General features: G+C 67.2%; 27 protein-coding genes and 2 pseudogenes. 17 read left to right on the plus strand and 12 right to left on the minus strand.

From position 1 onward, the window contains the following. Positions 1–539: 539 nt before the first annotated feature. Positions 540–1868: a hypothetical protein gene (locus ACLJQZ_RS47400; protein ID WP_410628185.1), complete on the plus strand. Its 1329-nt coding sequence runs from the start codon at positions 540–542 to the stop codon at positions 1866–1868. A gap of 268 nt (positions 1869–2136) precedes the next feature. On the opposite strand, the gene ACLJQZ_RS47405 is transcribed toward ACLJQZ_RS47400, so the two are convergent. The 5 genes from ACLJQZ_RS47405 to ACLJQZ_RS47425 form a co-directional block, all read right to left on the minus strand. Next, positions 2137–2772 (minus strand): DUF3558 domain-containing protein, encoded by a 636-nt coding sequence (locus tag ACLJQZ_RS47405; protein ID WP_410628186.1) that lies wholly within the window; start codon positions 2770–2772, stop codon positions 2137–2139. Then, positions 2739–3458, minus strand: coding sequence for a hypothetical protein (locus ACLJQZ_RS47410; RefSeq protein WP_410628188.1), 720 nt, complete (start codon positions 3456–3458; stop codon positions 2739–2741). The genes ACLJQZ_RS47405 and ACLJQZ_RS47410 overlap by 34 nt, the downstream gene beginning before the upstream one ends. Positions 3459–3460: 2 nt before the next feature. Further along, entirely contained in the window at positions 3461–3820 is a 360-nt protein-coding gene (locus ACLJQZ_RS47415; RefSeq protein WP_410628189.1) for a hypothetical protein, read from the minus strand. Then, a complete protein-coding gene (locus ACLJQZ_RS47420; RefSeq protein WP_410628191.1) occupies positions 3817–4611 on the minus strand; it encodes a YbaB/EbfC family nucleoid-associated protein in 795 nt (264 codons plus the stop codon). Before ACLJQZ_RS47420 ends, ACLJQZ_RS47415 begins: the two co-directional genes overlap by 4 nt. Positions 4612–4912: 301 nt before the next feature. Continuing rightward, positions 4913–5662: a hypothetical protein gene (locus ACLJQZ_RS47425; RefSeq protein ID WP_410628193.1), complete on the minus strand. Its 750-nt coding sequence runs from the start codon at positions 5660–5662 to the stop codon at positions 4913–4915. Between the two features lie 615 nt (positions 5663–6277). Here ACLJQZ_RS47425 and ACLJQZ_RS47430 point away from each other — a divergent pair. The 8 genes from ACLJQZ_RS47430 to ACLJQZ_RS47465 all read left to right on the plus strand — a co-directional run bounded on the left by ACLJQZ_RS47430 (position 6278) and on the right by ACLJQZ_RS47465 (position 12992). Then, positions 6278–6676, plus strand: a complete 399-nt coding sequence (locus ACLJQZ_RS47430) for a hypothetical protein (RefSeq protein WP_410628195.1) — start codon at positions 6278–6280, stop codon at positions 6674–6676. 46 nt (positions 6677–6722) lie between these two features. Continuing rightward, a complete protein-coding gene (locus ACLJQZ_RS47435; RefSeq protein WP_410628197.1) occupies positions 6723–7106 on the plus strand; it encodes a hypothetical protein in 384 nt (127 codons plus the stop codon). A 52-nt stretch (positions 7107–7158) separates the two neighbouring features. Then, the gene (locus ACLJQZ_RS47440) at positions 7159–7899 is read left to right on the plus strand and encodes a hypothetical protein (RefSeq protein WP_410628198.1); all 741 of its coding nucleotides are present in this window, start codon (positions 7159–7161) and stop codon (positions 7897–7899) included. A gap of 36 nt (positions 7900–7935) precedes the next feature. Then, complete coding sequence (locus ACLJQZ_RS47445; RefSeq protein WP_410628199.1) at positions 7936–8502, plus strand: hypothetical protein; 567 nt, start codon at positions 7936–7938, stop codon at positions 8500–8502. 74 nt (positions 8503–8576) lie between these two features. Next, on the plus strand, positions 8577–10310 hold the full coding sequence (locus ACLJQZ_RS47450) for a hypothetical protein (protein WP_410628201.1): 1734 nt from the start codon (positions 8577–8579) through the stop codon (positions 10308–10310). Beyond that, positions 10307–10609, plus strand: coding sequence for a hypothetical protein (locus ACLJQZ_RS47455; RefSeq protein WP_410628203.1), 303 nt, complete (start codon positions 10307–10309; stop codon positions 10607–10609). Before ACLJQZ_RS47450 ends, ACLJQZ_RS47455 begins: the two co-directional genes overlap by 4 nt. 77 nt (positions 10610–10686) lie before the next feature. Beyond that, positions 10687–12495 (plus strand): hypothetical protein, encoded by a 1809-nt coding sequence (locus ACLJQZ_RS47460; RefSeq protein WP_410628205.1) that lies wholly within the window; start codon positions 10687–10689, stop codon positions 12493–12495. After that, on the plus strand, positions 12492–12992 hold the full coding sequence (locus ACLJQZ_RS47465) for a hypothetical protein (RefSeq protein ID WP_410628207.1): 501 nt from the start codon (positions 12492–12494) through the stop codon (positions 12990–12992). The genes ACLJQZ_RS47460 and ACLJQZ_RS47465 overlap by 4 nt, the downstream gene beginning before the upstream one ends. Positions 12993–13018: 26 nt before the next feature. Here the strand turns inward: ACLJQZ_RS47465 and ACLJQZ_RS47470 are convergent, their stop codons facing one another. Beyond that, a complete protein-coding gene (locus ACLJQZ_RS47470) occupies positions 13019–13543 on the minus strand; it encodes a hypothetical protein (RefSeq protein WP_410628209.1) in 525 nt (174 codons plus the stop codon). Positions 13544–14362: 819 nt separating this feature from the next. On the opposite strand from ACLJQZ_RS47470, the gene ACLJQZ_RS47475 reads away from it, so the two are divergent. Continuing rightward, the gene (locus ACLJQZ_RS47475) at positions 14363–14995 is read left to right on the plus strand and encodes a hypothetical protein (RefSeq protein ID WP_410628210.1); all 633 of its coding nucleotides are present in this window, start codon (positions 14363–14365) and stop codon (positions 14993–14995) included. Here ACLJQZ_RS47475 and ACLJQZ_RS47480 read toward each other — a convergent pair. From ACLJQZ_RS47480 to ACLJQZ_RS47505, 6 genes and pseudogenes are all read right to left on the minus strand, one after another. Then, positions 14960–15235: an integrase core domain-containing protein gene (locus tag ACLJQZ_RS47480; protein ID WP_410628224.1), complete on the minus strand. Its 276-nt coding sequence runs from the start codon at positions 15233–15235 to the stop codon at positions 14960–14962. The two genes, ACLJQZ_RS47475 and ACLJQZ_RS47480, sit on opposite strands and share 36 nt — an antisense overlap. Before the next feature lie 3 nt (positions 15236–15238). Next, positions 15239–15846, minus strand: a pseudogene (locus ACLJQZ_RS47485) (IS3 family transposase); the annotation flags it as partial. Beyond that, a complete protein-coding gene (locus ACLJQZ_RS47490) occupies positions 15843–16133 on the minus strand; it encodes a transposase (RefSeq protein ID WP_410628211.1) in 291 nt (96 codons plus the stop codon). The gene ACLJQZ_RS47490 and the pseudogene ACLJQZ_RS47485, both read right to left, overlap by 4 nt. Before the next feature lie 64 nt (positions 16134–16197). Further along, positions 16198–16779 carry a hypothetical protein gene (locus tag ACLJQZ_RS47495; RefSeq protein WP_410628212.1) on the minus strand — a complete coding sequence of 194 codons (582 nt, stop codon included), beginning with the start codon at positions 16777–16779 and terminating at the stop codon, positions 16198–16200. A gap of 4 nt (positions 16780–16783) precedes the next feature. After that, positions 16784–18787 carry a hypothetical protein gene (locus ACLJQZ_RS47500; RefSeq protein ID WP_410628213.1) on the minus strand — a complete coding sequence of 668 codons (2004 nt, stop codon included), beginning with the start codon at positions 18785–18787 and terminating at the stop codon, positions 16784–16786. Positions 18788–18795: 8 nt separating this feature from the next. After that, on the minus strand, positions 18796–19323 hold the full coding sequence (locus tag ACLJQZ_RS47505; protein ID WP_410628214.1) for an SUKH-4 family immunity protein: 528 nt from the start codon (positions 19321–19323) through the stop codon (positions 18796–18798). A gap of 104 nt (positions 19324–19427) precedes the next feature. Between ACLJQZ_RS47505 and ACLJQZ_RS47510 the strand changes: the two genes are divergently transcribed. The 7 genes and pseudogenes from ACLJQZ_RS47510 (at position 19428) to ACLJQZ_RS47540 (ending at position 25746) form a co-directional block, all read left to right on the plus strand. Continuing rightward, a complete protein-coding gene (locus tag ACLJQZ_RS47510) occupies positions 19428–20357 on the plus strand; it encodes a hypothetical protein (RefSeq protein ID WP_410628215.1) in 930 nt (309 codons plus the stop codon). 214 nt (positions 20358–20571) lie between these two features. After that, positions 20572–20709: pseudogene (locus tag ACLJQZ_RS47515) on the plus strand (DNA-processing protein DprA); the annotation flags it as partial. 109 nt (positions 20710–20818) lie between these two features. After that, entirely contained in the window at positions 20819–20992 is a 174-nt protein-coding gene (locus tag ACLJQZ_RS47520; protein ID WP_410628217.1) for a hypothetical protein, read from the plus strand. A 164-nt stretch (positions 20993–21156) separates the two neighbouring features. Next, entirely contained in the window at positions 21157–22137 is a 981-nt protein-coding gene (locus tag ACLJQZ_RS47525; protein WP_410628218.1) for a DUF4192 family protein, read from the plus strand. Positions 22138–22231: 94 nt separating this feature from the next. Beyond that, the gene (locus ACLJQZ_RS47530; RefSeq protein ID WP_410628220.1) at positions 22232–23071 is read left to right on the plus strand and encodes a hypothetical protein; all 840 of its coding nucleotides are present in this window, start codon (positions 22232–22234) and stop codon (positions 23069–23071) included. Positions 23072–23326: 255 nt separating this feature from the next. Further along, the gene (locus tag ACLJQZ_RS47535; RefSeq protein ID WP_410628221.1) at positions 23327–24331 is read left to right on the plus strand and encodes a DUF932 domain-containing protein; all 1005 of its coding nucleotides are present in this window, start codon (positions 23327–23329) and stop codon (positions 24329–24331) included. A gap of 443 nt (positions 24332–24774) precedes the next feature. Beyond that, positions 24775–25746: a DUF4192 family protein gene (locus ACLJQZ_RS47540; RefSeq protein ID WP_410628223.1), complete on the plus strand. Its 972-nt coding sequence runs from the start codon at positions 24775–24777 to the stop codon at positions 25744–25746. The last annotated feature ends 123 nt before the right edge of the window (positions 25747–25869 follow it).

The raw sequence follows: 25869 nt of genomic DNA on the forward strand, positions 1-25869 counted from the left end.
ACCCCGCACACCCATCCACGCACACCGATCACTGGTCGCTGTGGCGACGACGCCACCAAACCCGCGCCCGCCACAGCCACTACCAGCGACAACGCGACAAACATCCCACACTGCGGCTGCCGTACTAAGTACAGCGGCGTCGTGGGTGAACGGCGTCGACGTCGTGGCGGATGGCGGTCTCCTCGCGCAGCGAATGCACGCCGGTCGTACACGTGCTCGTTAAGACGAAAGCAACTATGACCTGGTCCTCGATGGGACTCCTGGGAAGATGGACTACGAGCGTGGGTAGCGACAAACGTTGCTCACGCATTGCCGACTTCTTCTACAGAGGCAAGCCAATCGAAGCGCACAGCCACATCCTGGTCCGCCTCGACGCTGGCCCGGATGACGAGCTACGAGTCTATAAGGACGTAGCTTCGACACCTCAGATTATCGCGCTCAGTATCGCGATGACAGTGGACACGCCACCCGATCGCGCGGTGGCTATCACATTGCTGCATGACCTGCCTGCTAGGACAGAGTTTTGAGGAGACACGTCCGTGAAGATTGACGACCTACTTCGGTATGAGGAGACTGAACGCGACTACGTACGCACCCACGGCCACCGGGCAGTCTTCGACGGTTTCGTCAGCGATGCTACGAAAATATACGCAGACCGGCTTGTACCCGACCGCCTAGGTTTCCATCGTGCTGGCGCACCGCTTTCCGCTCTGCTGCTGTTATACGAACAGACTGTCGTCTACGTCCCGCCGACCAGCAAGGAAGTCGTACAGCAGAGACTCGGCATGAAGTGGGATCAGTTCTTGGCACTGGTCGAAAGAGGCTGCGTCCAGCCAATAATCGGGCATCCATCACACTACGCGCGTAAGGCCCATATCAACGACCTCTTCTCTTTCAAGCCACCGTCTGTATGGGCGAGGGGTGACGAACTGGCGCGCCGGTTTGCCAACGCGGATGAGCACTGGGAGGTCGCGCAAAGGGTGTTGCCGCTTGAAGAGATGGTCCGCGAGGCGTGGGTACACGCGAAATACAAAAAGCACTTCCCGCACCTAACAGAGAAAAACCTGCGTGAACGGATCGCGACGGAGATCTGCACGAACTACGTAGACTTGTGTATTTACGGGTACGAGCCAATCGCAACGGGCCTAGCGACACTCCCCGATCGCGCGTGGTCAGTGCGACGGCTTCTGGAAGCGAGCGAACTGCTGACGTATCCCACGCTAATGGGCCTAGGCGGTACACCAAACTACGGGATATCAGCCCCCGTGGCAGTGGCCGAAGCGGCTGGCAGCGAGTACCTCTGCCTGCCGGAGATTCGGCAATTTGGGCCCGAGGTACAGCTTCTGCTGGAAGGCCTAGCACTCCAGGTGCCGACCACCATGGACGTGGACACGTTAGTGCAGTTCCATCAAGACGGAATGGCCCGCCACCTCTGGTCAGCGCTGCAGAACCTCGAGTACCGGGTCGCGACCGCTCAGGCGACGGAGCTCGACGAGCTGGTCGACTCGGCCGTCGTGGCAGAGCAGATTATCCAGTCGACCCTGCAAGACGTCCGAGGCGTGACTTTTGGATCACTGCGATCGGCGGCCCGTCGGCGAGTGCACCCATGGACCGACTTGACAGTCAAGTTGGGCTCGACCCTCGGCGTCACCGCAGCTGCCCATGGTCCCCTAGGTCTCGACTGGCTCAACGCAGCACTGGCAGGCGCCCAATTCGCGGGTCTAATGTTCGCTTTCAAAGGATATGACCGCCTCACTGCCGCGGCTGAGAAACGTCTGGTCGAGCACCTAATGCGCAGGAAGACGTCAAGCCTCGCTGTGCAGCTTTGGTGGCTCTCGAATTGGCAGCACAGGCAGCTGGCCGATTAGCGATTGAAGTAGGGCAGAGTGAGTCCGACGATCACCGCCGCGTAGGTAATCCTGACCATTTACCACAGCGCCAACTGCTGGCGGAACAGGTCAGGCGACCGCACCACACCATCCGCGACGTCTCAAGTCCTCTCTACTAACCAGTGGTTGATCAAACGACGCCGCATCGGGGCCTGTACGCGCACATCGGCAGAAGAGGACGTTCGAGTGCGGTGTGAGCCCTGCGGCGGGCGAATGTGCACGCCTCATCGGGGCATCGATCGTCGGGTCAGGGCTGGCGGAGATTGCCGATCACGGATTCGGCCATCTTCGCCACGCCGCCGCACCGGTCGTTGGCCCAGTAGTTCTTGGGTAGATCCTTGCCGATGATCTCGAAGGTGAGCATCTGCTGCTCGGTGACCTGCACTGACACCGAGCAGTCGGTCGTGTCTCCGCGCTGGTGGTAGACGATCGCAGGCAGGCCCTCGATCGATGTTTCGGTCCACGGCTCCAGCTCGTCTGCTGTCCGTGCCGGTGAGGCTGACAGCTCGGTCAGTGTGCGTATCTTCCCGGCCGGTTTGGAGACGGTCGCGTTCGCGCCCATCGCTTCGACCCAGGAGCAGCCGAACAGGGGCGTGGGTTTTCTGAACGGCTGCGCCCCGTCGGGGGGATCGGCCACCACGGCGGCGACCTGGTCCTTCGTGAGCAGGCTGCAGGGATCGGCGTCGAACCTTGTCAGGTCGAGCGGCCGGTCGACCTGGTCCACCGGCAGTGGGGCGCCGGTCTGTGCCGGCGCCGGTGGCTGGGTTAGCACGCGCTCGGGTGTCGACGGGCCGCATCCGGTGAGCAGGCTCGCCGACACCAGAACCGCACACGTGAGGGCTGCTGTCTTTATGCCGGAGCCGCTGTCGGGTCGATGCGCCATTGCTTCTCGTTGTCCATTCCGGAGTTGGCGGGCATCTGGGGGAGGTCGGGGAAGTCGGTGTCGCCCTGCACGAGGGCGGTGGCTTGGGTGCGGAAGTCGCCGAGGGTGGAGAACGCCTGGGCGAACAGTCCGTTGCTGGCGGTGACGAGGTTGGCGAAGGCATCCACGACCGCGTCGATGACGTCCTTGGACGTGAAGATGTCCACGATGGGAATCGCCGAGGTCACGATCGCCACGATCGTCTTGTAGCCGAGTTTGCCCAGCTCCACGGCACAGGTGCCGATGAACTCGAGCGCCTTGCTGTAGGTCTCGATCACGCAGCCGGCGATCCCGGACAAGATCCCGGACATCCCGCCGATGACGTCCTGCTGCCCGCCGAGGGCCTTTCCGACGGTGCTGGCGTAGGTGGTGAACTGGCTGGCGGCGCGTCCGCTCCAGGTGCCGCTCACGGCCTGGACGGCGCTGTCGATGTCGTCGCTGGCGTCGGACAGGGTGTGGTTCTTCGCGAATGCCATGTCCTGGACCTGGAACGCGTTGCCCAGAAGCTTGTTGCGGACGTCGTCCAGCAGCTGGATGATGTCGCCTCGGCCGAGCAGTTCGGCGATCCTGCGGATCTTCCCGGCGGATTCTTCCGGAAAGGGCTGCGGCGCGGCAGCCGGTTTCTGCGGGGCAGTCGGTGCGCTCATGGTCAGTTCAGTCCCCGTTCCAGGTCGCGCAGATGCTGGAAGTCCGCCTCGTCCTGGGTTTCGTAGAAGTCGGCGGCTTTGTCGAGCGCTTCGGCGAACTGGCCGAGCTGCATCGCGCCTTTGCCGGTCTTGTCGCGGATGCGGGCGATCGCGGCGTTGAACTTCTCCACGACACCTGCCTGAGCCCCGAGCATGCCGACGTCGTCCTCGCGCAGGACCACCTGCGCCAGGTCCTCGTTACCGACCTTGGTCACCTTGTCGCGGGCTGCGAACACGTCGTCGGTGGCCGCCCGCAAGGCCTGCGGGTAGACCTCGAAGCCCGAGCCTGCCGCGGCGTTGCCCATCACGTTGAAATCGCTCATCGGGTCTCCCGTGCGGCGTCGTCGACCATGGCCTTGCGGCGGGTGGTGGCGGCCGATTCGGCGGTGGTGATCGCCCGCAGGACGTGTTTGGCCAGGCTGGCTCCGGTTTGCGCGCCGATGGCGTCGCGATCGAGGTCGACCGAGACCAGGCCGCCCAGGCCGTCGACGGTGACCGTGCCGAGCCCGGTGCCGATGGGCTGCACCAGGGGCAGGGTTTCGCCGGTCTTGGCTGCCTGCTCCACCGCCGCGACGCGGGCGTCGATGTCCTTCGCGAGGTGATAGAGGTCTTCTTCGGTGGTCACCAGCGACCGCCTCCCTGCGGTTCCTCGTCGGTGAGGAAGTCGAGTTCCTCGAAGTTCTCGTCGTCGTCGGCGGTGGCACGGTGGCGGTCCGGCTCCGGCGCTGCAGCCGGCCGCGGCGCCGCAGCCGGCCGCGGCGCCGCAGCGGGCCCGCTGCCCGATGAGGGCTCGGCCAGCTGCAGGGGCTGGCTCGGAGGTGAGGGGCGGCGGCTGTTTGCCGAACAGGGCGTTCAGCTGCGGTAGCGCCGCGGCGTTGGCTGCGGCGCGCACGGCGCGGACCGCTTCGACGATGGACAGCCCCAGCTTGTGCGTGTGGGCACCGGAAAGTGCCCGATCGTCGATCCGCAGGTCGAGCAGGGCACCTTGGCCGGTCGCCACGGCGGTGACCAGCTGGTCGGCTGATCGCGCGGTGTACCGGGCGGCGGCAAGGCGCGCGTCCAGCTCGCCGGCCTGCTGTTGCATCAGTCGCAGATCGCGGCGCGGCGCGGTCATGACCGCATCACGATGTCCCACATGTCTCTCCCCTACTCCCGGTCCTACTCAAGTAACGGACCGTGCCCGAGCTGCACCATACTGTGCCTCAGTCGGGGCGCAACCAGAAACGCCAAGGCCGGGACAACATCACAGCAACGACTGCGCCAGCGCTGCCCGGCGGAACCTGACTCCGCGATCTGGCCGGAGGCAAATGCCGGACCGAAACGGCCATCATCGCCCACAACCGGGCTTCACCGACCCGCTTCAGCCAGGCAATCCGCGCCCAGCACAGCCCCGCCCAGCGCGGTACACCGGCGGTTCACTGCCAACCGAGCTCGGCCAGCTGTTTCGAGGCCTTGCCCACAGGCCAGAAGCTCACCTTGTCCAACCGGGCCGACTCGGTCCGGAACTTGAAACCGCGGCTATACAGGCCGCGCACCCGACGTACGCCGGTCACCTCGACGCGGGCGATCCGGACCGGTACAAGGACCTTGATACGCAGCTCGATCTGGTCTCGGCTGACCAGCAGGCTGGCGAACGGCCACGTCGCGCTGACGCCGTTGACAATGGCCCCACCCCGCAGGACGACGTCATAGTCCTCGTCCCGCAGCGCAGTAAGCCGGCGCGCGTGCTCCGGGGCCGGCGGCGGGACCTGGCCGAGACCTCCGATCTTTTCCCGCCACCGGCTCCCGACGAACACCGTGGTCACCAAAAGAGCGCAGATGGCAAGCAGGACGATTCCCATTTCCACACCAGGACTCATCGACGCGTCTCCCGCATCACCAGCGAAGTATCTCAGCTTTGCGCTATCGCAGAATACAACGACTGCGTACGAGACGAGACCTGCGTCGACCAGATGAGGGCCCTCAGGCGAGACCGCCAGTGTGCCCGCGTTGGCGTCGCCTTCGGCCGGCCCGCCGACGTCGAGTGGGTCGGAGGCCACGTCGCAGACACGCGACGATTCGGCCGCCTGCACCGGATCCACGGTCGCCATCGTCGTGCCCGCGAGCGTTGCGAGCATGAGCAGAGACGTCGCGATCTGTTTGACGCTCAGAAAAGCTGCGGTCATGGAACAGACTCCCGTCGAACTGGCGCGTCAAGGCCGCTCGAACAGAGAACTCGGCCGAGCATGAGGGCAGCGGCTCATCGGACCCGCGTACAAGAAGGCGGAGTTTGACGACGACCATGCTCGGAGGTCGCATCCACCGTGAGGGCCTGGCCGCCCAGCGAAGTGAACGGCTGGCGTCGTTGTTGATTGGCTCGGGAGAGGTGCCCTCCCCTGCGACCCCTCCCGAGCCGGAAACCCGTTGTCCACCGGGGGTTGAGAGCGAACCGGGTCCCCGGAAGAGTCCACTGTGGTCGCTCCCGTCTGGACCACTGTGGATCACCTTCTACAACCAGAGTGCACCACAAAAATCTAATCCGCCACAACTGTGGCGAATTTTCTCGTGATAACTTTCAGTGTCGGGTCCTGTGCGAAACGCAGCACCCCGGCCACTTCCTCCCCATCGTGCGACCGGCGGACGTGACTGCAGCGCAGTGCAGCAGACCCGCGGTCCGGGGCAAGCCCACATCCCGCGCGGGACGCGGCCGTACTCGAACGGTCGGCTTGCCCCGGACCCACGGGACCCGCTGGCGACGGCCGCATCCACGGCCACCGGCCGTGTTCACCGAGGAGGAATCCGTGCTCAAGTACCTCGTCTCCACCCACCGCACCCAAGGCGAACGAGACAACGACTCCAACAGCATCCCCAAGACAGAGATCGTCGACCTGTGCGGCCTGACGCATGAAGACCCGGACAACCCGTACTGCGGCTGCGCACGCAGCTTCGTCGGCATCACCAGCCGGCAGACCACAACCACCGCCGAGATCACCGAATCCGACATGACACCTGCGCAATTCATCGCCCGCTTCCACGCCGGGCTCACCGCCATGGGCCTCCCCAACACCGCCGAACTGCGCACCGGCGCCGCCAACGACGCCATCGAGTTGCTGCGCATCGCCGCCCAGTGGCCGGTCGGCACCGTCGTCGAACGCCGTGGCCAGGAGATCTGCGTCCGGACCTTCCCCGACGCGACCTGAACCCGCGCAAGCACCTCGCCCCCTCAGCTCGCTCGAAGGAGGATTCATGTCCAGTTCCACCGACGCGCGGCGCGCCCGCGCGTTCCTCCAGCACGCCGCCGAACCCACCAACCCGATCCTCGCGCGCTACGTCGCCGAGGTCGGGCCCGTCGAGGCCGCCCACCACGTCAGCGAACGCACCGCACCGGCCGACGTGCTCGCCGGCACCCGTCTCGGCGAGAACTGGATGCGCGCCGAAGCCAGCCTGCGCACCGCCACGCAGCTCGGCGCCCGGTTCGTGATCCCCGAAGACGACGAATTCCGTTTACAGTCGCCGTGTTGTCCAAGATCAAGTTATGGGGATGTTGGGGCAGATGCCGAGCGAGTGGACGTTGTACTGGACCGGCGGGACGGCGCCCCGAGGTCCGATTCGGACCGATGCGTGGCCTGATCTCGCGGAGCGCGAAGAGCGACTCGGGTTCCGGCGTCGGCAGCCCATTCTGGTGACGCCGGACTACCGAGTAGACCCGCGGCTGAGCGAATTCTTCCGGCATTCGAGGTTCGCGACCCGGGCGCGCGGGACCCAGGAGTCGTACGTGCTGGACTACCGGCTGCTGTTCACCTTCTTGTGGCAGCGCGGTCGGAACTGGGACGAGATCCGGGCCGAGGACCTGGAGGACTACGAGTACTGGCGACGTCGGGACGCGAACAATCCGGGTCGGATCGGGGGTTCGAAGTGGGGGCGAGAGCTGGCGGCGTTCCGCCTGCTCTACGACTGGGCGGTCAGCCGCCGCCACATGACCGGCAGCCCGGTGGTGCTGCGCACGAAGCAGCTGCCGGACGGCGGCTCGGTTAAGGTCCCGGAGCTGGCCCCCACCGACACTCGCAGTTACAACGTGAAGTGGTTGACGCCCCGGGCTTACCGCGCCTGGCGGGACGTCGGGTTGCGCGGCTACATCGCGGGCGGCCTGCCCGATGAGACCTGGCCAGGCCGCAATGACGGACGCGACGCCGCGTTCGCCGACCTGCTGCTCAGCAGCGGGCTACGCCGACGAGAAGCCGGGTCGCTGCTGCTGGCGGAGTTACCGGACACGACGGTGCCCAGGCGGTACTACGCGGCCCACGTCGCGAAGGCCACTGCGAAGCGCGCCGACCGGTACTTCTACGTCGGCCGCTCGGCGCTCAAGGCGATCGACGCCTACCGAGTGAGCACCCGGGCCGAGGCGGTGGCACGAGCCCAGTGAGAGGGTGTCTACGATGCGCTCACGACCCGCTGGCTGGTGCGGAACATCACCGGTAAGGGCTCAGTGCAGTGGGTGGACGAGCACGGCAGCACAGGCACGTCCACGTTGGACAATCTCGATGATCTGGCTCGACTGAACCTCTACATCGAGGGTGAGCACGGGATCGAGCCGATGGCGGTCTGGCTGACCGAGGCCGGGTTGCCAATGCGCTACCGCTCCTGGAACCGCGTCTTCAGCCTGGCGAACGCCCGTTGCGCGGCGCAGGGGCTGCAGGTGTTCTGTTCGCCGCACATGCTGCGGCACTCGTTCGCGTTGCAGATGCTGATCTCGCTGCACTACGCACTGGACCGGCGGTTGGGCTTGTCTGCCACGGACCGCAAGTACTACGAGACGGTCTACGGCAACGTCTGGTCCTTGGTGAAGGACCTGCTCGGCCACGCCTCGGAAGAGACGACCAAGGCGGTCTACCTGGAACCGGTCCGAGGTCTGCAGCTGGACACCTTGCTCAACGACGCCAGCGACGAGAGCGCCGACGAATTGCTGACTCGGTTGGCCGAGCAAACGGGGCTGATCCTCGACGTTCCCCAGGACGTGACCGCGTGAGCCCCGGACAGCGAGCCACACTCCCGCCAGCGGACTATCAGCGACCGAGCAACCTGTCCCCGGACGGGCTGGTCGTGACCGCGACCGGCGAGGACGGGGAAGCCCTGGGGACGCTCGACTTCCGAGCTGCGCTTGGACCGCAGGAACTGCGCAGGGAGGCGGTGGCGGGGTTCGCGCGGATGTGCTCGTCGACGGGCACCTGGGTCCGCTACACGACCTGCGAGAAATACGGCAACCTGCTCAAACGATTCCTCGCGTTCATGGGCGGCCTCGACGACCCGCCCGTCCGGGTTGCCGAGATCACGCCGGGGATGTGGTCGCAGTGGCTGCTCTCCGGTGAATCCGCCGGCGAGGACAGCTGTTCGGCGGTGCGCAGGATCCTGGTCAAGACCGAGGCACTCGCCCCGGACACGCAAGCTGCCGCTGCAGCGGCTCGGGCCCGGCGGACCCGGGTGTCGAAGCAGGTCGAGGCCTACACGCTGGCCGAGTTCAAGCTGATCCGCGCCACGGCGCGGCGCGCCGCGGACCAGATCGAGCGGCGCATCGACGCCGGGCTGACCTTGCTGGCTCGCTATCGCGCCGGCGAGCTAACGGCTGCCAGCGCCGACGGTCACCTCGGTGCGCTCCTGGACCAGGTCGCCCGCACCGACGACTTGGATCGCGGTGACGGCGGCCGGCTGACCAAGCGCGCAGCGTTGGCTTGCAAGAAGGTCCCCGGTGGCTACGGCAGCGTCCTGGAGATGCTGTTCCCGTCCGGCCTCGAGGTCGGCGCGCTCGCTGTGTTGCTCATCTGCGAGGAAGGCTGGAACCTGTCCGTGCTGGAAACGATGAACATCCCTGACTTCCGCCCCGACGGCGCCGTCGGGGATGTCGAGATCCACCGGGCCGCCACCCTCAAGCACCGGCGCCCCGCCGGAAGCAAACACGCCAGCAACACCCTCGTCGACCTCGGCGAAGGTTCCGCCGGGCACGCCCTGCGCCAGGTCGTCACGATTACCACCGAGGCCCGGGCCTGCATGCAGCGGCTCGGCAGCCCGACCCCGCGGCTGCTCGTCGGCCGCCGGGTGAACAGCCCCGGGCCCGGTCGGGCTCACTGGGTGGTCGGGACAACCAAGAACTCCATCGAGGACTGGAGTGAGACTCTCGCGCTCGAATCTCCACTTGGCGGACAGTTGAAAGTCTCGGCCGTGCGGCTGCGCCGCACCCACCAGGCGCTGTTCGGCGGCCCGCGGCAGAACACCCAGCGCACCCACGAAGACGTCTACCTGCTGCGCAACGCCACCGTCCGAGCCGACTCGGGCGAGGTCATCGCCGCTGGACTGCAGAACGCGGTCGACCACGCCGCCGCCACGGTCAAGATGCGGCTCCTGCAGTCCTCACCCCATCCGGACCAGGACGAACTCGCCGCCCTGGCCGACCAGGCCGGCTTACCGGTGGAGGGAGTCCACCAGCTGGTCAACGGCGACCTGGACACCGCGACCGGCGCTTGCCGCGACTTCGAGCACAGCCCGTTCACCCCCGCCGGACCGTGTTCGGCGTCGTTCCTGCTGTGTTTCGCCTGCGACAACGGCCTGGCCGCCACCCGGCACCTGCCACGCATCACCTACCTGCACGACGCCCTCTCGGCCCTGCGATCCGTGGTCGGTCCGGCGGTCTGGGCCACCGACTGGGCCACGCACTACTCCAGAGTCACTGACCTGTTGAACAGCCTCGCCACCGCGGCGGAGCGAGCGGCGCTGCGAGGCCAGCTGACCGACCGCGATCGCGACATCATCGACCAGGTCCTCGATCGGAGGCTGGACACGTGAGCCATCCGCTTCGCTCGGCGGGTGTCACGCTGGTCGCCCCCCGTCCGGTCGACTTGGTGCTGGCCGCCGCGCTGGTCCGCCCCGGCATCGACCTTGCCGACCTGCCCCGCTTCGGTGACGGCTCCTGGCAACTGGCCTACCTCAGCACCAAGGACACCGCCACCAGCATCCCGGTGCACTGGACGCGTTTCCCGGCCGAGTTTCGGGACACCTTCAAACGGCCACCTGGGCTCTGCTCAACATCGCGACCCCGGATGTCGTCCTCTCCCGGCCTGGGTCCACCAGCCGGCCTCGTCTGACCGGCAGCAGCCTCCGGCACACCGTCCGGGCCTGGCGGAGCTTCGCCGAATGGCTGCTCACCAGGAAGATCACGTCCTTGGCCGAGGTCGACGTCAGCACGCTGGCCGACTACGCCGTGTTCCTGCGCGAGGGCGACCGCACCCGTGGCTACGCTGCCCGCCAGCTGCTCGCCCTGACCCGGCACTGGGCCTACACGCCCTACCTGCTGCCCCAGGACCGGATTCCGATGCCGCCGTGGGATGAACACGGCACCGACGACTACCTCGTCGCGCCGCACGGCGCCACAGGGCGCAACCACCGGGTCCCCATCCATCCGGCGACCATGTCGCCGTTGCTGGTCTGGGCGTTGCGGTTCGTCACCGACTTCGCCCCCGACATTCTCACCGCCCGCGACGAGCACACCCGGCTGCTCGCCAACATCCAGCCGGGACGCAGTCCCGGTGAAAACCAGATCCTGCGGACCTACTTCGATCGCCTCCGCGTCACCGGACAGCCGATTCCCGGCATCAGTGGGATCACAATCCTGCGCCGCAGCTCGCCGCTGGTCCGGACGGCCATCAATGTCCGCTACATCGCCGGCACCCTCGGGATCTCCATCCCGGCCGCGCGCGGCGTCATCGCCCGGGACCGCGCAGGACTACGTGATCACCCGGTGGCCGACCGCGCCAACCTGGACATCCCGATCACCGGCCGGATCAACACGAAACCCTGGCTGGAGGGTATCGACTTCGACCAGGCACCAGTACTCGTCACGCACCTGAGCACCGCCTGCCTGATCGTGGTGTCCTACCTCTCCGGCATGCGTCCGGAAGAAGTGCTCCACCTGCGGCACGGTTGCTGCGCCGCAGCCGGAAGTTCCGGCAACAGCGTCCTCCGCCACCACGTGACGGGGCTGCACTTCAAGGGTGTCACCGACGACGAGGGCAACACCATCGCCGCCGGCGAAATCCGCGAACAACCTTGGACCGTCATCGCGCCGGTCGCCACCGCGATCACCGTGCTGGAACACCTCACCGAGCCCGGCGGACTGCTGTTCCCCATCGACATCGACGGCGGACCAGCGAAAGCCGCACCGAAGCCCTGGCGAGGCGAAAGCTTGACTCCCGCCGCCGCAGCCTATCGAATCGAACGGTTCATCGGCCTTGCCAACGACCTTACGCACGACCATGGCCGCGGCCATGAACTCGTTCCCGCCGACCCGGCGGGAACGATCGTCCTATCCCGGCTGCGCCAGACCGTCGGTTGGTTCATCAACCGGCTCCCCGGCGGCCGCGTCGCCCTGGGGATCCAATATGGACACTTGCAGCTAACCATGAGCGAGGCCTACGGCTCCCGCGCCGGCATGGACATGACGGAGATCCTCGACCTGGAACGATCCCGAACCCTGGCCGACACCCTGGCCCAAACGGCCGAGCGCATGCGCGACGGCGAACACGTCAGCGGCCCCGCTGCTGAGCGCTACCAGGGCGCCGCCGCCGAGTTCACCGCTGCCTACCAGGGCAGCCACCTCACGGCCCGGCAATACCGCGCGTTGCTGAACAACCCGCAGCTGCGCGTGTTCGACCACGACGACGCACTCCTGGCCTGCAACCACAACCCACTGAAAGCGCTCTGCGACCCCCACCGCGGCAACCCCACCCGGCCGACCGGAACCCCCAGCTTCGACCGCTGCAACACCGCCTGCGCCAACGTCGCCCGCACCGACACCCACATCGACCGAGCCCGCCGCGAAGCCGCCGCCCTGCAGCACGAGATCGACTCCGGCCTCCACCCACAACCCATCCGGAACCGCCACCAGCAGCGCCGCATCAGGCTCCTCGAGATCATCGACCGGCACGAACGCGATAAACCCGGCCTCGACCAGCCCGCGGAGCCATCCCAGTGACCGACCTCGAACCCAAGCACAGGCCAGCCGCCCAGATCGCCACCGGCATCGGCCAGCTGCTCGCTCAGGCCGCCGCAGCGGCCGGCAACTGCAGCGGGGCCGACGCGGAAGAGATCACCGCGATCACCGACGCGATGATCCGGCTGCTCGCCGGCGTCCCCCTCCGCTCCGACGGCAAGCTGACCATCAAATCCCTCGCCGCCGAGGCGGGTCTCCTGCGCAACAAGCTGACCCACAAGCACACCGGCCTCAAAGACCTGTTCAACGCGCTGGTCAAGGCCCAGAATGCCAGACCCGCGATCGTCGAAGACCTGCATCGCGACAACGAAGAACTGCGGAACAAGCTCGCGAAGGTCACCCGGGAGCGTGACGACCTGAAGGCGAGCAACGAGCAGTTCGCCCGCGTCGTTCACGTCCTCGAAGTCGAAACCCAGCAACTTCGCACTTCGGCGGGCGAGCCTGGCAACGTTCGCAGTCTCCACCGTCCAGCCACCTGAGCTGAGCTCTGTTCCAAGGTTCGGCATCAGCATGGGGGATGGTCATCCCGATCGCGCCGCGCAGCTTCCGACACTTCTCGGTGAGGCTCCCATTTCCTAGCAGCCGCCCGCTCAAGCCGACGGGCTTTGCGATGCTCGCGACGAGTTCGGCGGACCTGAGCTCGCCAGCGTCGACGAGCTGCCTTCGCTTCGGCCCGCTGCAGCCAGAAGGCCGACCACCACACCATCCGTTGATCAGCGGGATCGGGGAAGACCCGGTTGATCACCCGGAGGAGGAAGCAGGTGGAGGTGGGCATCACCAGCACAACGACAACGACCCACACCGGAAGCCCGCTGGGCAGTTCGATCTTCACTGTCAGCTCCAAGACGAGTAGCGAGCCCAGGTTCGCGGATCTCGACCCCTTCAAGCCGTTGCGGTGGCTTCCACAGGGCCTGAGACCGATCACGCCATCGTCGAGCACTCTCTTGCGCTTGTTCAATTCAAACGAGACAATGCGAGACAATGCGTCGACTATGTCAGACAACCGGGGAGTTGCCAGTGCCACGACCACCGTTTCCCCTGACAGCCGACGACGGTCCTCTCGCCGTGTTTGCCCTGGAACTCCGAGCCCTCCGGGAGCGCATGGGACCCACAGCGCCGGACCCCGCGCAGATCGCCAAGAAGACGAACACGCCGAGGGCGACGCTCTACGCCGCTCTTCGGGGACAGCGGGTCCCGACCCGAGACGTTCTGGCCACGCTCGTCAAAGAATGGGGTGGCAACCTTCAGGAGTGGATGGCGAGACGAAGCAAAGTCGAGCGGCAGATGGCCCTAATTCGTCAACCGAGGAAGCCCAAAACCTCACTACCACAGCTCAGCTCGATACTGCCCAGCCTTGAACAGATCAGGGAGATGCAGGTCGAGCAACGACAACGACACGCGGAAGACACCCGAACTGCGTTCGCTGCTGCAATGGCTCTTCTACTTCAGAACTCGCGCATGCCGCCAGTCGAGGTTGCCAAGAAAGCTGCCGAGCTGGGCTACTCGCTGGCTCGGTCCACCATCCATTCGCTGGTTCGCGGACAAGGCACACCGCGGTGGAGGACAGTGGAGACCTTTATCCGGGCCGTTAAGAACGACGACGACTCTGCAGTAACGGTATGGCGCGGTCACTGGGAAGATCTAGTAATGCATCCTTTACCGCCCAATAGCTAAGACCGACCAGGCGGCCAACAGGCAACACGGCCAGACTTGACACGAAAGACGAATGGCCGGCCGACATCTTGGTCGGCCTCAGCATCCTGGCCGTCGAGCACGACACCGCCGGCGGCCCGCGCGCACGGACACGGTCGAGCAGCGTGACGAGGAGCGGGCCCAACGCGAGGTCGCGGTGGAGGATCGGCAACGTGCCGAAGGCAAGCTGGCGGCGATCCGGGACGAACTTGCGCGCGTCGCCGACCGCGCCGAAACCGCCGTCACCCTGGCTGCCGAACGCGCCAGCACGTTCGCGACGATCATTGCTGGGCTTACCGCGACGAAACCCGCGCTCGCGGAGGCCCAAACCCGCGCGACCACCGCAGCAACCCGCGCCGAGGGAGTCGAACGATGCGTGATCAGCCCCTCAGACCGGCTCGACGCGGTCCGCGAAGAGTTCGCTAACGCCGTTTCCGCTCACCAGAAAGACCTGGAAGCCGTTCAGGCCGACGCCGACCGGCAACGCGCGGTTGCCGATCAGCGGCTCGCCGGACTGCAGGCCGGCCACGAGCAGACGGTCCGGTCCATGCATGAAACCACGACTCGGCTGGATGCCGAGTTGCGGACCCGCACTGCCCGAGCCGCTCCGTCGGAGCGGACGTTGGCCCATGCGCTGGAGGTAGTCGCACAGGTACGGGACAAGCCGGAAATCACGGTTCTGACCACGTCCTGGCGCTGCTGGACTCAGTCTGACGGAAGCATCTGGAGTGTTCCCGCTTTTGTGGACGGGGGCTTAGGCCGCAATTTCGTTGATGTTCCTGTATCCTAGCTCGTATTCTTGTGGTGTCAAGTATTCGAGTGTTGAGTGCCGCCGCTGGGTGTTGTAATAAGTTTCGATCCAGTCGAGTGTCTTTTCCTTCAGGTGTTTGACGGTCGGCCACGGTTGAGTGTGGATGAGTTCCTTTTTGTAGGTTGCGAAGAATGACTCGGATACTGCGTTGTCGTAGCAGATGCCGGTGCGCCCCAGTGATCGGCGGATTCCGTTGTTGGTGCAGTATTCAGCGAAGATCGTGGAGGTGTATTGGGTGCCGCGGTCGCTGTGGAAGATTACGCCGTCGGCGGGGTTTCGGCGGGCGAGGGCCATGTCGAGGCGTCGGTGATCAGGTCGGTGCGCATGTGCTCGGCGATGGCCCACCCGACCAGCGCGCGGGAGTGCAGGTCGATGACGGTGGCCAGATATGCCCAGCCGTCCCAGGTCTTGACGTAGGTGATGTCCCCGCACCAGCGCAGATTGGCTGCCTGGGCGGTGAAGTCGCGGCCGATCAGGTCCGGTGCCGGAACCGGCGCGTCCCCTGCGACGGTGGTGCGTTTCCACGGCTTGGGGTGGCGTCCTTGCAGGCCGGCGTCGCGCATGAGCTGCCAGACCCGCTTGGGCGAGACCCGGTGCCCTAGCGTGACGAGTTCGGCGTGTATCCGCCGCACGCCGGGGTTGCCGCGCAGCCGCTCGTGCGCGTGCTTGATGACCGTGAGCAGGTCTGCGTCGGCCTGCGCGCGGTCGCTGGGGGCGCGGCCGCGCCAGGCGTAGTAGCCGGAGCGGGACACGCCCAGCTCACGGCACATGAACTCGACCGGGAAGCCGGCCTCGGAGTCGGCCCAGTCCGCGATCGCAGCGAATTTCACTGCTTGTCTTTCGCGAACCAGGTCGCTACTTTTTTTGCGAACTCGACCTGCATCTTCAGCTCGGTGTTCTCCGCCCGCAGTCGCTCCAGTTCGGCGCGTTCGGAATCGGTCAGCGGTTTGCTCGCCGAGTCGTCGGACTCCCTGGCTTTCTTCACCCATTTCCTCAGTGTCATCTCGTGCACGCCGATATTGCGTGCAACCTCGGCAATAGGCCGATTATCGTCGAGGACGAACGCTACCGCCTGCGCCTTGTACTCCTCGGTAAATCGGCGGCGTGTCGAACCCATGCTCGTGTCTCCCGAAGGACCGGGCGACCCTCGCCCCGTGTCCACCGAACCGGGAACGGTCCAATCAGAGGTTCATGGGTGGTGGCTGGTAGCCGGGCGGTGGTGCCGACTGGTCCGGCGGCCGGTAACCCGAAGGCGGCCCGGGGTGCGGCGGTCGCGGTTGCCGAGCTGCCTGCGTGGCGCGGAAGTACACGTGCGACGGCGGCAACGCGAGGGATGTGACCGCTCCGGCCGCGAGCAGAACCAGCGCGAGTGCGGAGAGCCGGGTCAGATCCCCGTACCACGACACCGAGTCATAGACCCCAGTCAGCACCAGCGTGGTGACGAAACAGACCGTCAGTCCGCTGAGCACCCAGCTCAGCACCCGGGCGGCGCCACTACCCCGCTTGGTGAGCATGGCGAGCAACAGGCAAAGTCCGCCGAATACCGCCGCCAGCACCAGGTAGGTCACCATGCCTGCCACCGCGACGGTGCCCGCTTCGTCGTTGTGCGCCAGCCTGCTCTGGGCGTAGCGGAACTCCGGGATAGCGTAGAAGCCGGCGATGGCGGTGGTCACTTCCACCGCGGCCATTCCGGCGAGCAAATAGCTCCCGGCGATCACCGCACTCGGGAGCCGGGGCACCGCCGCGATGTCCGTCGTGGTCATCAGCTCAGCCTCGATTCACCTTGCGCCGTCGTCGCAGCAGCGACCAGACGCCGATCACCAGCCAGACAGCGACGGGCGCGGCCACGAATGCGACGAAGAGCGGGTCGGACGTGGGTGAGTCGGGCCGGTTCAAGTCAGGCAGCGGCACCGGGTGGCCGACCGCGCCCAACCAGACTTTGTCGTGGGGACCGGTGACCTGACGGCTGAGCGATCGCTGCATCATTTCGGGCAGATCGGCATGGTCACGCTGGAATTGCGACGGTGACAACTGATTCAACTGGATTCCGGTGAGGTCCACACCACCATGGGTGTAGGTCACCTGGTACTCCGTGTTACCGACCTTCACGCGGCGGCTGACATCGAACTCCTTCTTGTTGTAGGAGTCCACGTACTGGTCGAACACCTGCCGAGGTGACCAGTCCCGCAACGCGGGCCAGGCCGCGACGTTCCCGCTGTCGATCATGCCGGCCAGTGCGCCGTCCCGGCTGTGCCGGTCTCGATACCAGCTCGCGGCCACCCGGCTGAGATAGATCCGGCGCAGTTCGGCGAATTCGGGACCCTGGTTGACGTCCTCCACGACTTTGGGCAGCACCAGGGTGCGGAACCGATCGGCCATGGCGGCGTCCGGGCTGGCGCAGCCCGTCGGCTGTCCCTTCTGCTGGAGATACTCGGTCTCCATCTTGACGTCGAGCGGGGCGTCGACGATGTAGAGCCCGCCGTCCTGCTCGTAGACCGAGGCCGGCTTGGGCACGATCCACTGCCGCATGTCGATGCACCGGGCGGCAGTGGTGCCCGGCTCCCCCCAGAACCGGCGGCCGAGGTCGGTGTCCGGCTGGATCAGCCTGCCGACGACCTTCTTCATCCGGAAATCCGCTTCCAGCATGATGCGTCCGACGTCGGTGATGCCCAGCGTCGGGTCGACGATCCGGTCGGGCTCGTTCGGGTTGAGGTTCACCCAGAACGTGGACTCGCGCATGCTCAGCCAGACGAAGAACGCGTCGGAGGACTGCGCTGCGGCGAGCTGCCCCTCGGCGACGTCGTGTTTGTCGCCGGCGGCCGCCGTGGCGTTGAACGCGTATTCGAGCTGTCCGCCGCCCTCTTTGAGGTATCGCAGCTCCAGGGTGGAGAAATCGATGCCGCCTGGGTCGGCACCCGGTGCCAGCGCGCTGCTGGCTGCGCCACTGGGCGCGGGGCTGCCGGGAGGCACCAGCAGCCGCCAGCCGAGCAACTGCTCGGCATTCGAATGCGTCGGCATGCCTACGCTTTCCCAGGCTCGCTGGGTCGCCTGGAGATCCTTCGCGGCCTGGTCGGTCCCCAGCAGATCGGTGATGTACTCCATGACTTCGAGTCCTGGGTACAAACCCTCGGTCTCGGTCCGGAGATTCAGCCTGCAGTTGTTGGCTCCCGATTGACACGGGATCCTCTCGGACAGGCCTCTGCGGGACGTGGCGTTGGCGCCCATGAGTTTGTGCAGCAGGTACAGGGAGGTGGTCCACTCCGAATGCCGGCCTGCCTTCACCGCGGCCTGGATCTCTGGATCCTGATCGGACCGGGGTTTCCACACCACGCTCGCGGGCCCCGGGGTCCGCCAGTCGACGGGCTTCCCTTGCGCCTCCAGCGGGTCACCGTTGCTGTCCACCAGGATCCAGGCGCCGTTGACCTCGCGGTAGATGTCGAAGGGAACGGTGTCGGGGTGCGTCGGGATGTTCTGCGGAAGGCTCGGCCCGACGATGACCAGGCGGATGTGGCCGGGCGTGTAGTACTCGAAGGCCGCGACATTGCGGGCCCACGTGACATCCGGCTTGAGTTTCAGCAATTCCTGTGATGCGGTGTGCCGGTGCCGGTACATGAGCACGGGAACGTGCATTTCGCTGCCGGCATACGCGGGCGTGAGCCAGTAGTTCGGGTTGGTTTCCGCCTGTGCGGGTACCGCTGTCGTCCCGCCGCACAGCAGGACGAGCAGCGTCAGCAGGATCAGCCCGAGCCGTCGTGCCCAGGGCTGGTGCACGCGGTGCCTCACTCGGCATTCGATTCGAGTTCGTCCAACAGAAGCCACCATGGTGCGCCCTCTTCCACGGCCACGGGATCCAGCAGCGACAAAGATTCGCGGATCTCGGCGAAGGCCGCTTTCGCCGCGGCGGCCTCGGTCAGGCTCGCGGCGCGCCAAACCTGGCCGAGGTACAGGATCAGCGTCGCGAGATCCGAGTTGACGAAGCGGGTGCCCGCAGGATCACGTCGATCGAATTCGACCACCTCGTCGGTGTCGACGTCGATGGCATACGCCATGTACGGCATGGCGTCGGTGACGACGAGATACTCGTTTCCGGCGTGTCGCTCGACATTCGAAAGCCCGCTGCCGGACACGAAGCTGACACCCAGTACCTCCACGGTCGGCAGCCCCACCTCGGTCAGCAGACTGCGGGTCACCGGGGAGACGGCGGCGGCGATCAGATCGTCCGGAATGGGGCGAAGCCGGCTGTCCCAGGCTTCGCGGAGTTCGTCGGCCGTGATGCCGCCCCAAGTGTCGTTCCCGCGGTCCGTCATTGTTCGTTAATACCGTATGTCCGCCGAGTTGGCCTACCCGGTACCGGCAATCGGCGGCATTAGCTAAGCTGACGCGGCTGGTACGCCACGAGGGAGGGGCAGCTATGCAGAGCAGGCCGCGCGCGGTATCTGCCGTGATGGGAGTCCTATTCGCTCTCGCCGGTGCCGCGATCGCCAGTGCCGTCGCCGCGGTGATCCGGTACAACGACACCGCCGCGAGGCTCGCCGGATACCAGCAGGAGACGACGGACAAGGTCGCGCAGGCAGGCGTCGACCTGCAATTCACCCATCTGCCTGCGGTGGCGATCGGGCCCACCATCATGGTCGTGGGTGTCCTGCTGGCTCTCGCCGCCGGTCTGGTCGCATTGGCCATCGCCCTGCGGCTGCCCCGGCCCCGGGCGCGGGTGGTGGCGTTCATCGCCGCAGGAGCGGTCGCGATACTGGCCCTCGCGCAGGCCGGGATCGCGCTGACCCAGCAGCTCACGCTGAATCAGATCCTCGGCGAATATCGCGGGATGCGGGAGAGCCTGGTCAAGCAGTTTCCCGGCTTGGAGTCCTCGTCCAGTCCGTATGCGGGACTTTCCTCTTCGGGGTTCGAGGATCTGTTTCCGACTTGGCCGTACTACGTCGACTACCTGACTTCGGCTGTGGCCGTCGCCGGGTGCGCCGCCGTCGTCGTCCTGCTGACCAGGCGGGCTGCTAGGACGTGGTTCGCCGTCACGCCGTCCGCGCCGCCGCAGCAGTGGGAGGCCGCTGCCGGAGGCGAAGCCCCGTCAGCTCCGCGGATCGACACTCGGACGATCATCTCTGATCCGTGGTTGCGCTCGATCGTCAGCGAGTTGCTGTCCGGCCCGCGAAGCCTCGAGGAGCTAACGGCGGGGCCGCTGGGCACGAACCCCGAAGTGCTGAACTGGCGGCTGTGGGATCTCTACAACGCCGACGTGGTGAGCCAGTCCCCTTCGTCGATATACGCACTAACCCCGTACGGCCAGAGCATCGGCGCGCTCCTCGGTCAGCCGGGTCTCCAAGGTTAAGCACTTACTTGGCGCGACCGTGACGCTCCTGCCCCTCCCGCCACGCCACCAGCAACAGGACTGAAGCCAACCCCAGGACCGTCACCACCGATCCACTAGGCAACAACACTCGTGATCAACAGGTTCAGACCAGCGAGAAAAGCTACGGCATCGATGGGGCCGCGTCCACCACGGAGCGCTGGCGACCGAACGCCCAGCCGGCACCATCGCCGTCCTGGCCTGCGGACTCGACGGCGGCTACCCAGCCGGACACGTGCGCCTGCTCCAGCGGATTGCCGCCTCTGGCGCGGTGGTCAGCGAATACCCGCCCGGCACCCCGCCGGCGATGAGCCGGTTCCTGGTCCGTAACCGGCTCATCGCCGCGTTCACCACCGCGACGGTCGTGGTCGAGGCCGGACGGCGCAGCGGAGCCCCGCCACGCCGCGCGCCTCGCCGCCGAGCTCGGCCATCCCGTCCTCGCCATGCCGGGTTGGCTGTCCTCGGCGACATCCGCCGGGTGCCACCAGCTCATCCAGGACGCAACCGTCCGCCTGATCACCTGCGCTGGCGACATCCTCGCGGCGATCGAGGAGGGCGATGAGGTGGACGTGGAGCCCGCGACGGCCCTCCTGGCAGGGGAGGCCGGTCGACGCTAGCGCACACCCCGACGGCGGCCCGGACCAGGCGCTGACCCGATCCGACCGGGACCGTCGCGGGCCGCCGTCGGGCGCGCGCTCGGGCGGTGACGGCTCACACCTCGTGGGCCGCCACCGCCTCCCACGGCCCACACGCCGGGGAGCCGACCCGAGGAGCGCCGACCGTGACCGTGTACCTGACCCCGGGTGACCTGATCGGATCCCTGCCCGACACGCGCGCCGACACCCTGCACGTCATCGCTCTACCGACCCACGCCCGCACCGCCACCCGGGGGCGCCTCATCTCGCCGACCGGCGCGGCCTTCCCCGCGACCCGGATACGCGGAATGACCACCAGTGAGATCGCCGAGCACGTCCAAGCCGCAATCCCAGATGAGGGCGATACCGACCTGGTCATCGTCGTGATCGCCGAGGACCGCGCCCGGCGGTGGCTGCCGCTGCGGGCCGCGATCGCCGCGCTCGAGGCCGACCTGCGCCCCGCCGGGCACACCGTCATCGGCCGGTACTGGGCCCCGCACACCCGCGCCGGTGCCCCGTGGCGCGACTACCGCCTCCCCACCCGCCTCGGCACCGTCATCGCCTCGCGCGCCGACTTCGACTTCTCCACGCCGGTCCAGCTGGGCGGGGACGCCCCAACCCCGACCTGGGGCCTGCCGTTCGCTGGGTCCGGCGAGACCCTGCCGGTCCGCGTCGGCCGATTCGCCCGCCGTGTCCTGCCGCTGCTGGTACGTCGCGGCGATGAGGCGAACCGGATCGTCGCCCACGCCACCATCCAGGCCGGCCGCGGCGAGTTCGTCGACGACGTCGCGGCGTTCGCGGTCACCACCGCGCTGGCCGACAACACCGTCTACGGGCCGATGCTCCTGCCGCCGCCCGATCTCGACCCGCAGCGCATCGAGCAGCTATGGATGGCCCTCTACCGCGGCAGCACCGACCCCGACGTTCGTGCTCGGCTGGCCACCTTGGTCGCGGCCAGCGCCGTGCGCCGCGGCGACCGCCACCTCACCGCCTGCGCCCTGGCCCACGCCCACAGCGCACCGGGCGCCCCCACCATCGGACTGCTGTTCCAGCAGCACGCCAGCGCCGACGTCATCGAGCACCAGCTCGACCAGATCGCCGGCCGGGTCGGTGCGACGCGCTGGTAACCCACGTCCCCGACAGTCAGCTCGGCCGCGACGTCCCGGCGCCTCATTCCACGCTCCGGGACGTCGCGGCCTTCCTCGGAAAGGTGGTCACATCGTGCATCACGTCATCCAATGGTCGGGTGGCATCGGTTCCTGGGCCGCCACCGAGCTCGTTCGCCACGATCACCCCGACGACCCGATCACACTGCTGTTCGCCGACGTCAAGATCGAAGACAGCGACCTCTACCGCTTCAACGCCGACGCCTCCGCACGGCTCGGGATCCCGATCACCCGGGTCTGCGACGGCCGGACACCGTTCGAGCTGTTCGTCCAGCGCAGCTACCTGGGTAACGCGCGAATAGCTCCGTGCTCGCAGGCGCTGAAGCAGCGGCCCTGCCGACGCTGGCTGACCGAGCACACCGACCCGGCCGACACCGTCCTCTACGTCGGACTCGAACCCGGCGAGCAGCGCCGAGTGCCCGCGATCACTGCCGGTTGGCGGCCGTGGCGGGTTGAGTACCCGCTGATGCAGCATCCCGGCCTCACCAAGGACGATCTCCTGGCGTGGTGCCGGCATGTCAGTCTGGAGCCGCCGCGGCTGTATGAGTTCGGGTTCAGCCACAACAATTGCGGCGGTCTCTGCGTCCGCGGCGGCCAGGCCCACTGGCGCCGCACCCACGACGTCTTCCCCGACCGGTTCGCCTGGTACGCCCAGCTCGAACAAGACTTCCGCGACACCCACGGCGACGTGGCAATCCTCAAACGCCGCCACCACGGCCAGACCCAGCCGCTACCGCTGCGCGACCTGCACACCGACTCCTTCCCCGCCGCGGCCTTCACCGAGCTGGACCTCGAGCACATCTTGCGTCTGCTCGGCCTCGGCGAACGACCTGAGGATCGTCGGCGTCGCCTCGCAGTGGGGTCTCCCACAGCTCGACGAGATCGAACTGGATGACGTCTCGGCGTTGGGAAGTGCGTTGTCTGGCGCCGACCGGGCGTGCCCGGCGCTCGGCCTTCGCGATGTGATCGGGCCCCAGGGGACCAGGCCCGCGCCGGCGGCGCACGGCCACCGACCCAGGTATCCGCGCCTTGGGCTTTCGTGGCCTGTGCACCGCCGGCGCTCGGCCTGGTGAGCAGTGGCCGTCCACCCGCGAGCCTGCCACCCCGGGGCAGCAGGCACGCACCGCGTCATGCAGAAGGGATTCCTGACGTGTCTAAGGAAACCAGCAAGTGGCTCAACAACAACGTCCTCATCGGATTCACCGAGAAACGCGGCCACGCCTGGCACTACCGCGCCGAAGACCAAGGCACCGAACCAAACCACTACCCAGGCCCGATCCCGATCACCGAGGTCAAACGGCGCCTGTTCGCCTGGACCGCCGAGCCGGCCCGGGTTTTCGTCGAGGACCGGTTCGGTCTCCGCCCGGCCACCGCCCACCTGGGCGTCACCTCCTCCGACAACGGCGACCTCCTCGCCATCCACACCGACGAGTACGAGATCCACCAGTACAGCACCTGGCTGCTCGACAACGTCGCCGCCCTGCTCGACGACGGCCTCACCATCGGCTCCGCCGGACTGCTGCGCGAACGCAGGCAGGCCTGGGTCAGCGTCGAAGTGCCCGACAACATCACCACACCCGAAGGTGTGGAGTTCCGGCCCAACCTGCTCGCCTGCTCCAGCCACGACGCCAGCCTCAAAACCCGCTACAAGCGCGCCGTCACCAACGTCGTCTGCGACAACACCATGGCCGCCGGGCTGCGCGAAGATGGCCAGGAACACGCGATCATCCACAAGCGCAACAGCAACTTGCAGCTCCTCACCGCCCGCGAAGCGCTGCAGATCGTGCACACGGTCGCCGACGACTTCGCCGCCGAGGTCACGAAACTGTGCCAGACCACCGTCACAGACCGCGCCTGGAAAGCGTTCCTCGACGCCCACACCCCGATCCCCGACGAGCCGGGCCGGGGACGCACCAACGCCGCCAACAAGCGCTCCGCCCTCACCCGGCTATGGACCAGCGACAACCGCGTCAGCCCCTGGAAGAACACCGGCTGGGGTGTCGTGCAGGCCGTCAACACCCACCTGCACCACGAAGCCGTCATCCGCGGCGCCACCCGAGCCGAACGGAACATGACCCGGGTGATGAAGGGCGAGCTGGCCAAGCACGACCGCGCCACCACCGCCACCCTCCGCAAGATCCTTGCCGCCGTCTGAGCAGCACATCCGGTCCCCACCGCCGTGGACCCGGCTTACCGGCATCGCGGAGGCCGGCATACGCAACACGCGTCGCCGCCACGCTCACCCTGTCGGACCCGCCCAACTCCCAGGCCGGTCACCTCGGCGGCATCCGCGAGATGTCACCAGTTGATCCGGAACGGCACGGCGCGCTTTGTCACATCCGCCGACTACATCGTCGCGTCAGTCAACGGGGACAGCGAGACAACGTGGAGCAGGAGAGGCGATGCCCGGCGGGTGAGGCCGTCCGAGGCTAGCGCGCACCCCGACGGCGGCCCACACCGGCGATGACCGGTCACGTGTCGTGGACGTGACGGGCCGCCGTCGGGCGCGCGCTCGGGCGGTGGCGGCTCACCACCGTGAGCCGCCACCGCCTCTCCCGCGTCGAACGAGGAGAGCTGAGCGACGGGAGCCCACCCATCGTGACCACCTACCTGACCCCCGGCAACGCCATCGCCACACTTCCCGACACCAGCTACGACACGCTCTACATCATCGGCGTCCCCACCCGGCCCGCCGGCTCGGATACGTCGCTCACGCCAACGGTCTTGTCGTTCCCGTCTGCCGACCTGCCCGACCTGCACACCCCGGCGCTGGTGCACCACGTCCGCGACAAGATCCCGGCCGACAGCGAAGCCGACCTGCTGATCGTCGCGGTCGGGGACGGCCAGGACCAGCAGCACCTCCCCTACCGTGCCGCGATCGCCGCGCTCGAGACGGCGCTACGCCCCGACGGATACACCGTCCTCGGCAGCTACTGGACCTCACACACCCGCCCCGGCGCCCTCTGGCACGACTACCGCGAGCCCCGCCGCATCCGGACCGTCCTCCCGATCACCTCGCCGCTCGACCTCACACCGCCCCTCCGCATCGTGGCCGACTCGGCGACCCCCTGGGGGCTGCCGTTCACCGAGCACGGCGACACCATCCCCGCCCGCCTCGGTCGCTTCGCCCGCACCGTCCTGTCCCTGATCGTGCGCTGCGACAACCGCACCCACGACACCGTCACCCAAGCCGTCGACGACGCCACCCGCGGTGAACTCCCCGACGACGAGACCGGGTTCGCCCTCACCTGCGCACTGCGCGACAACCGCATCTACGGACCGCTGCTCGTCCCGCCCATCGATCGCGACCGCCGCCGGGTCGAACAGCTGTGGATGGCGCTGCACCGCGGCAGCACCGACCGCCAGATCCGGGCGAAGCTCGCCGCGCTCATCGCCGCCAGCGCGCTGCGGCGCCGTGACCGGCTGTTCGCGGCCTACGCGCTCGCACACGCCACCGGCGCACCCGGCACGGCCACCCTCGGCGTCCTGCTGAACCAGCACGCCACCGGCGTCGCCCTCGACAAGGAATTCGAGCGTCTCGCCGCGCGAATCGCAGCCACCGGCTCCTAGTACTACAGGGCTAGATCTCTATCATTTGCAGCCGAAGGCGTCGTCTGACGTGGTGTCGTCGGGCGTCTGCCTGGTGTCGACGACGCCAGGCAGACCAGCGTAGGCCGTGGTCGATGGCTTGAT

It is taken from the genome of Amycolatopsis sp. cmx-8-4, assembly GCF_046548675.1.
Classification (GTDB): Bacteria; Actinomycetota; Actinomycetes; order Mycobacteriales; family Pseudonocardiaceae; genus Amycolatopsis.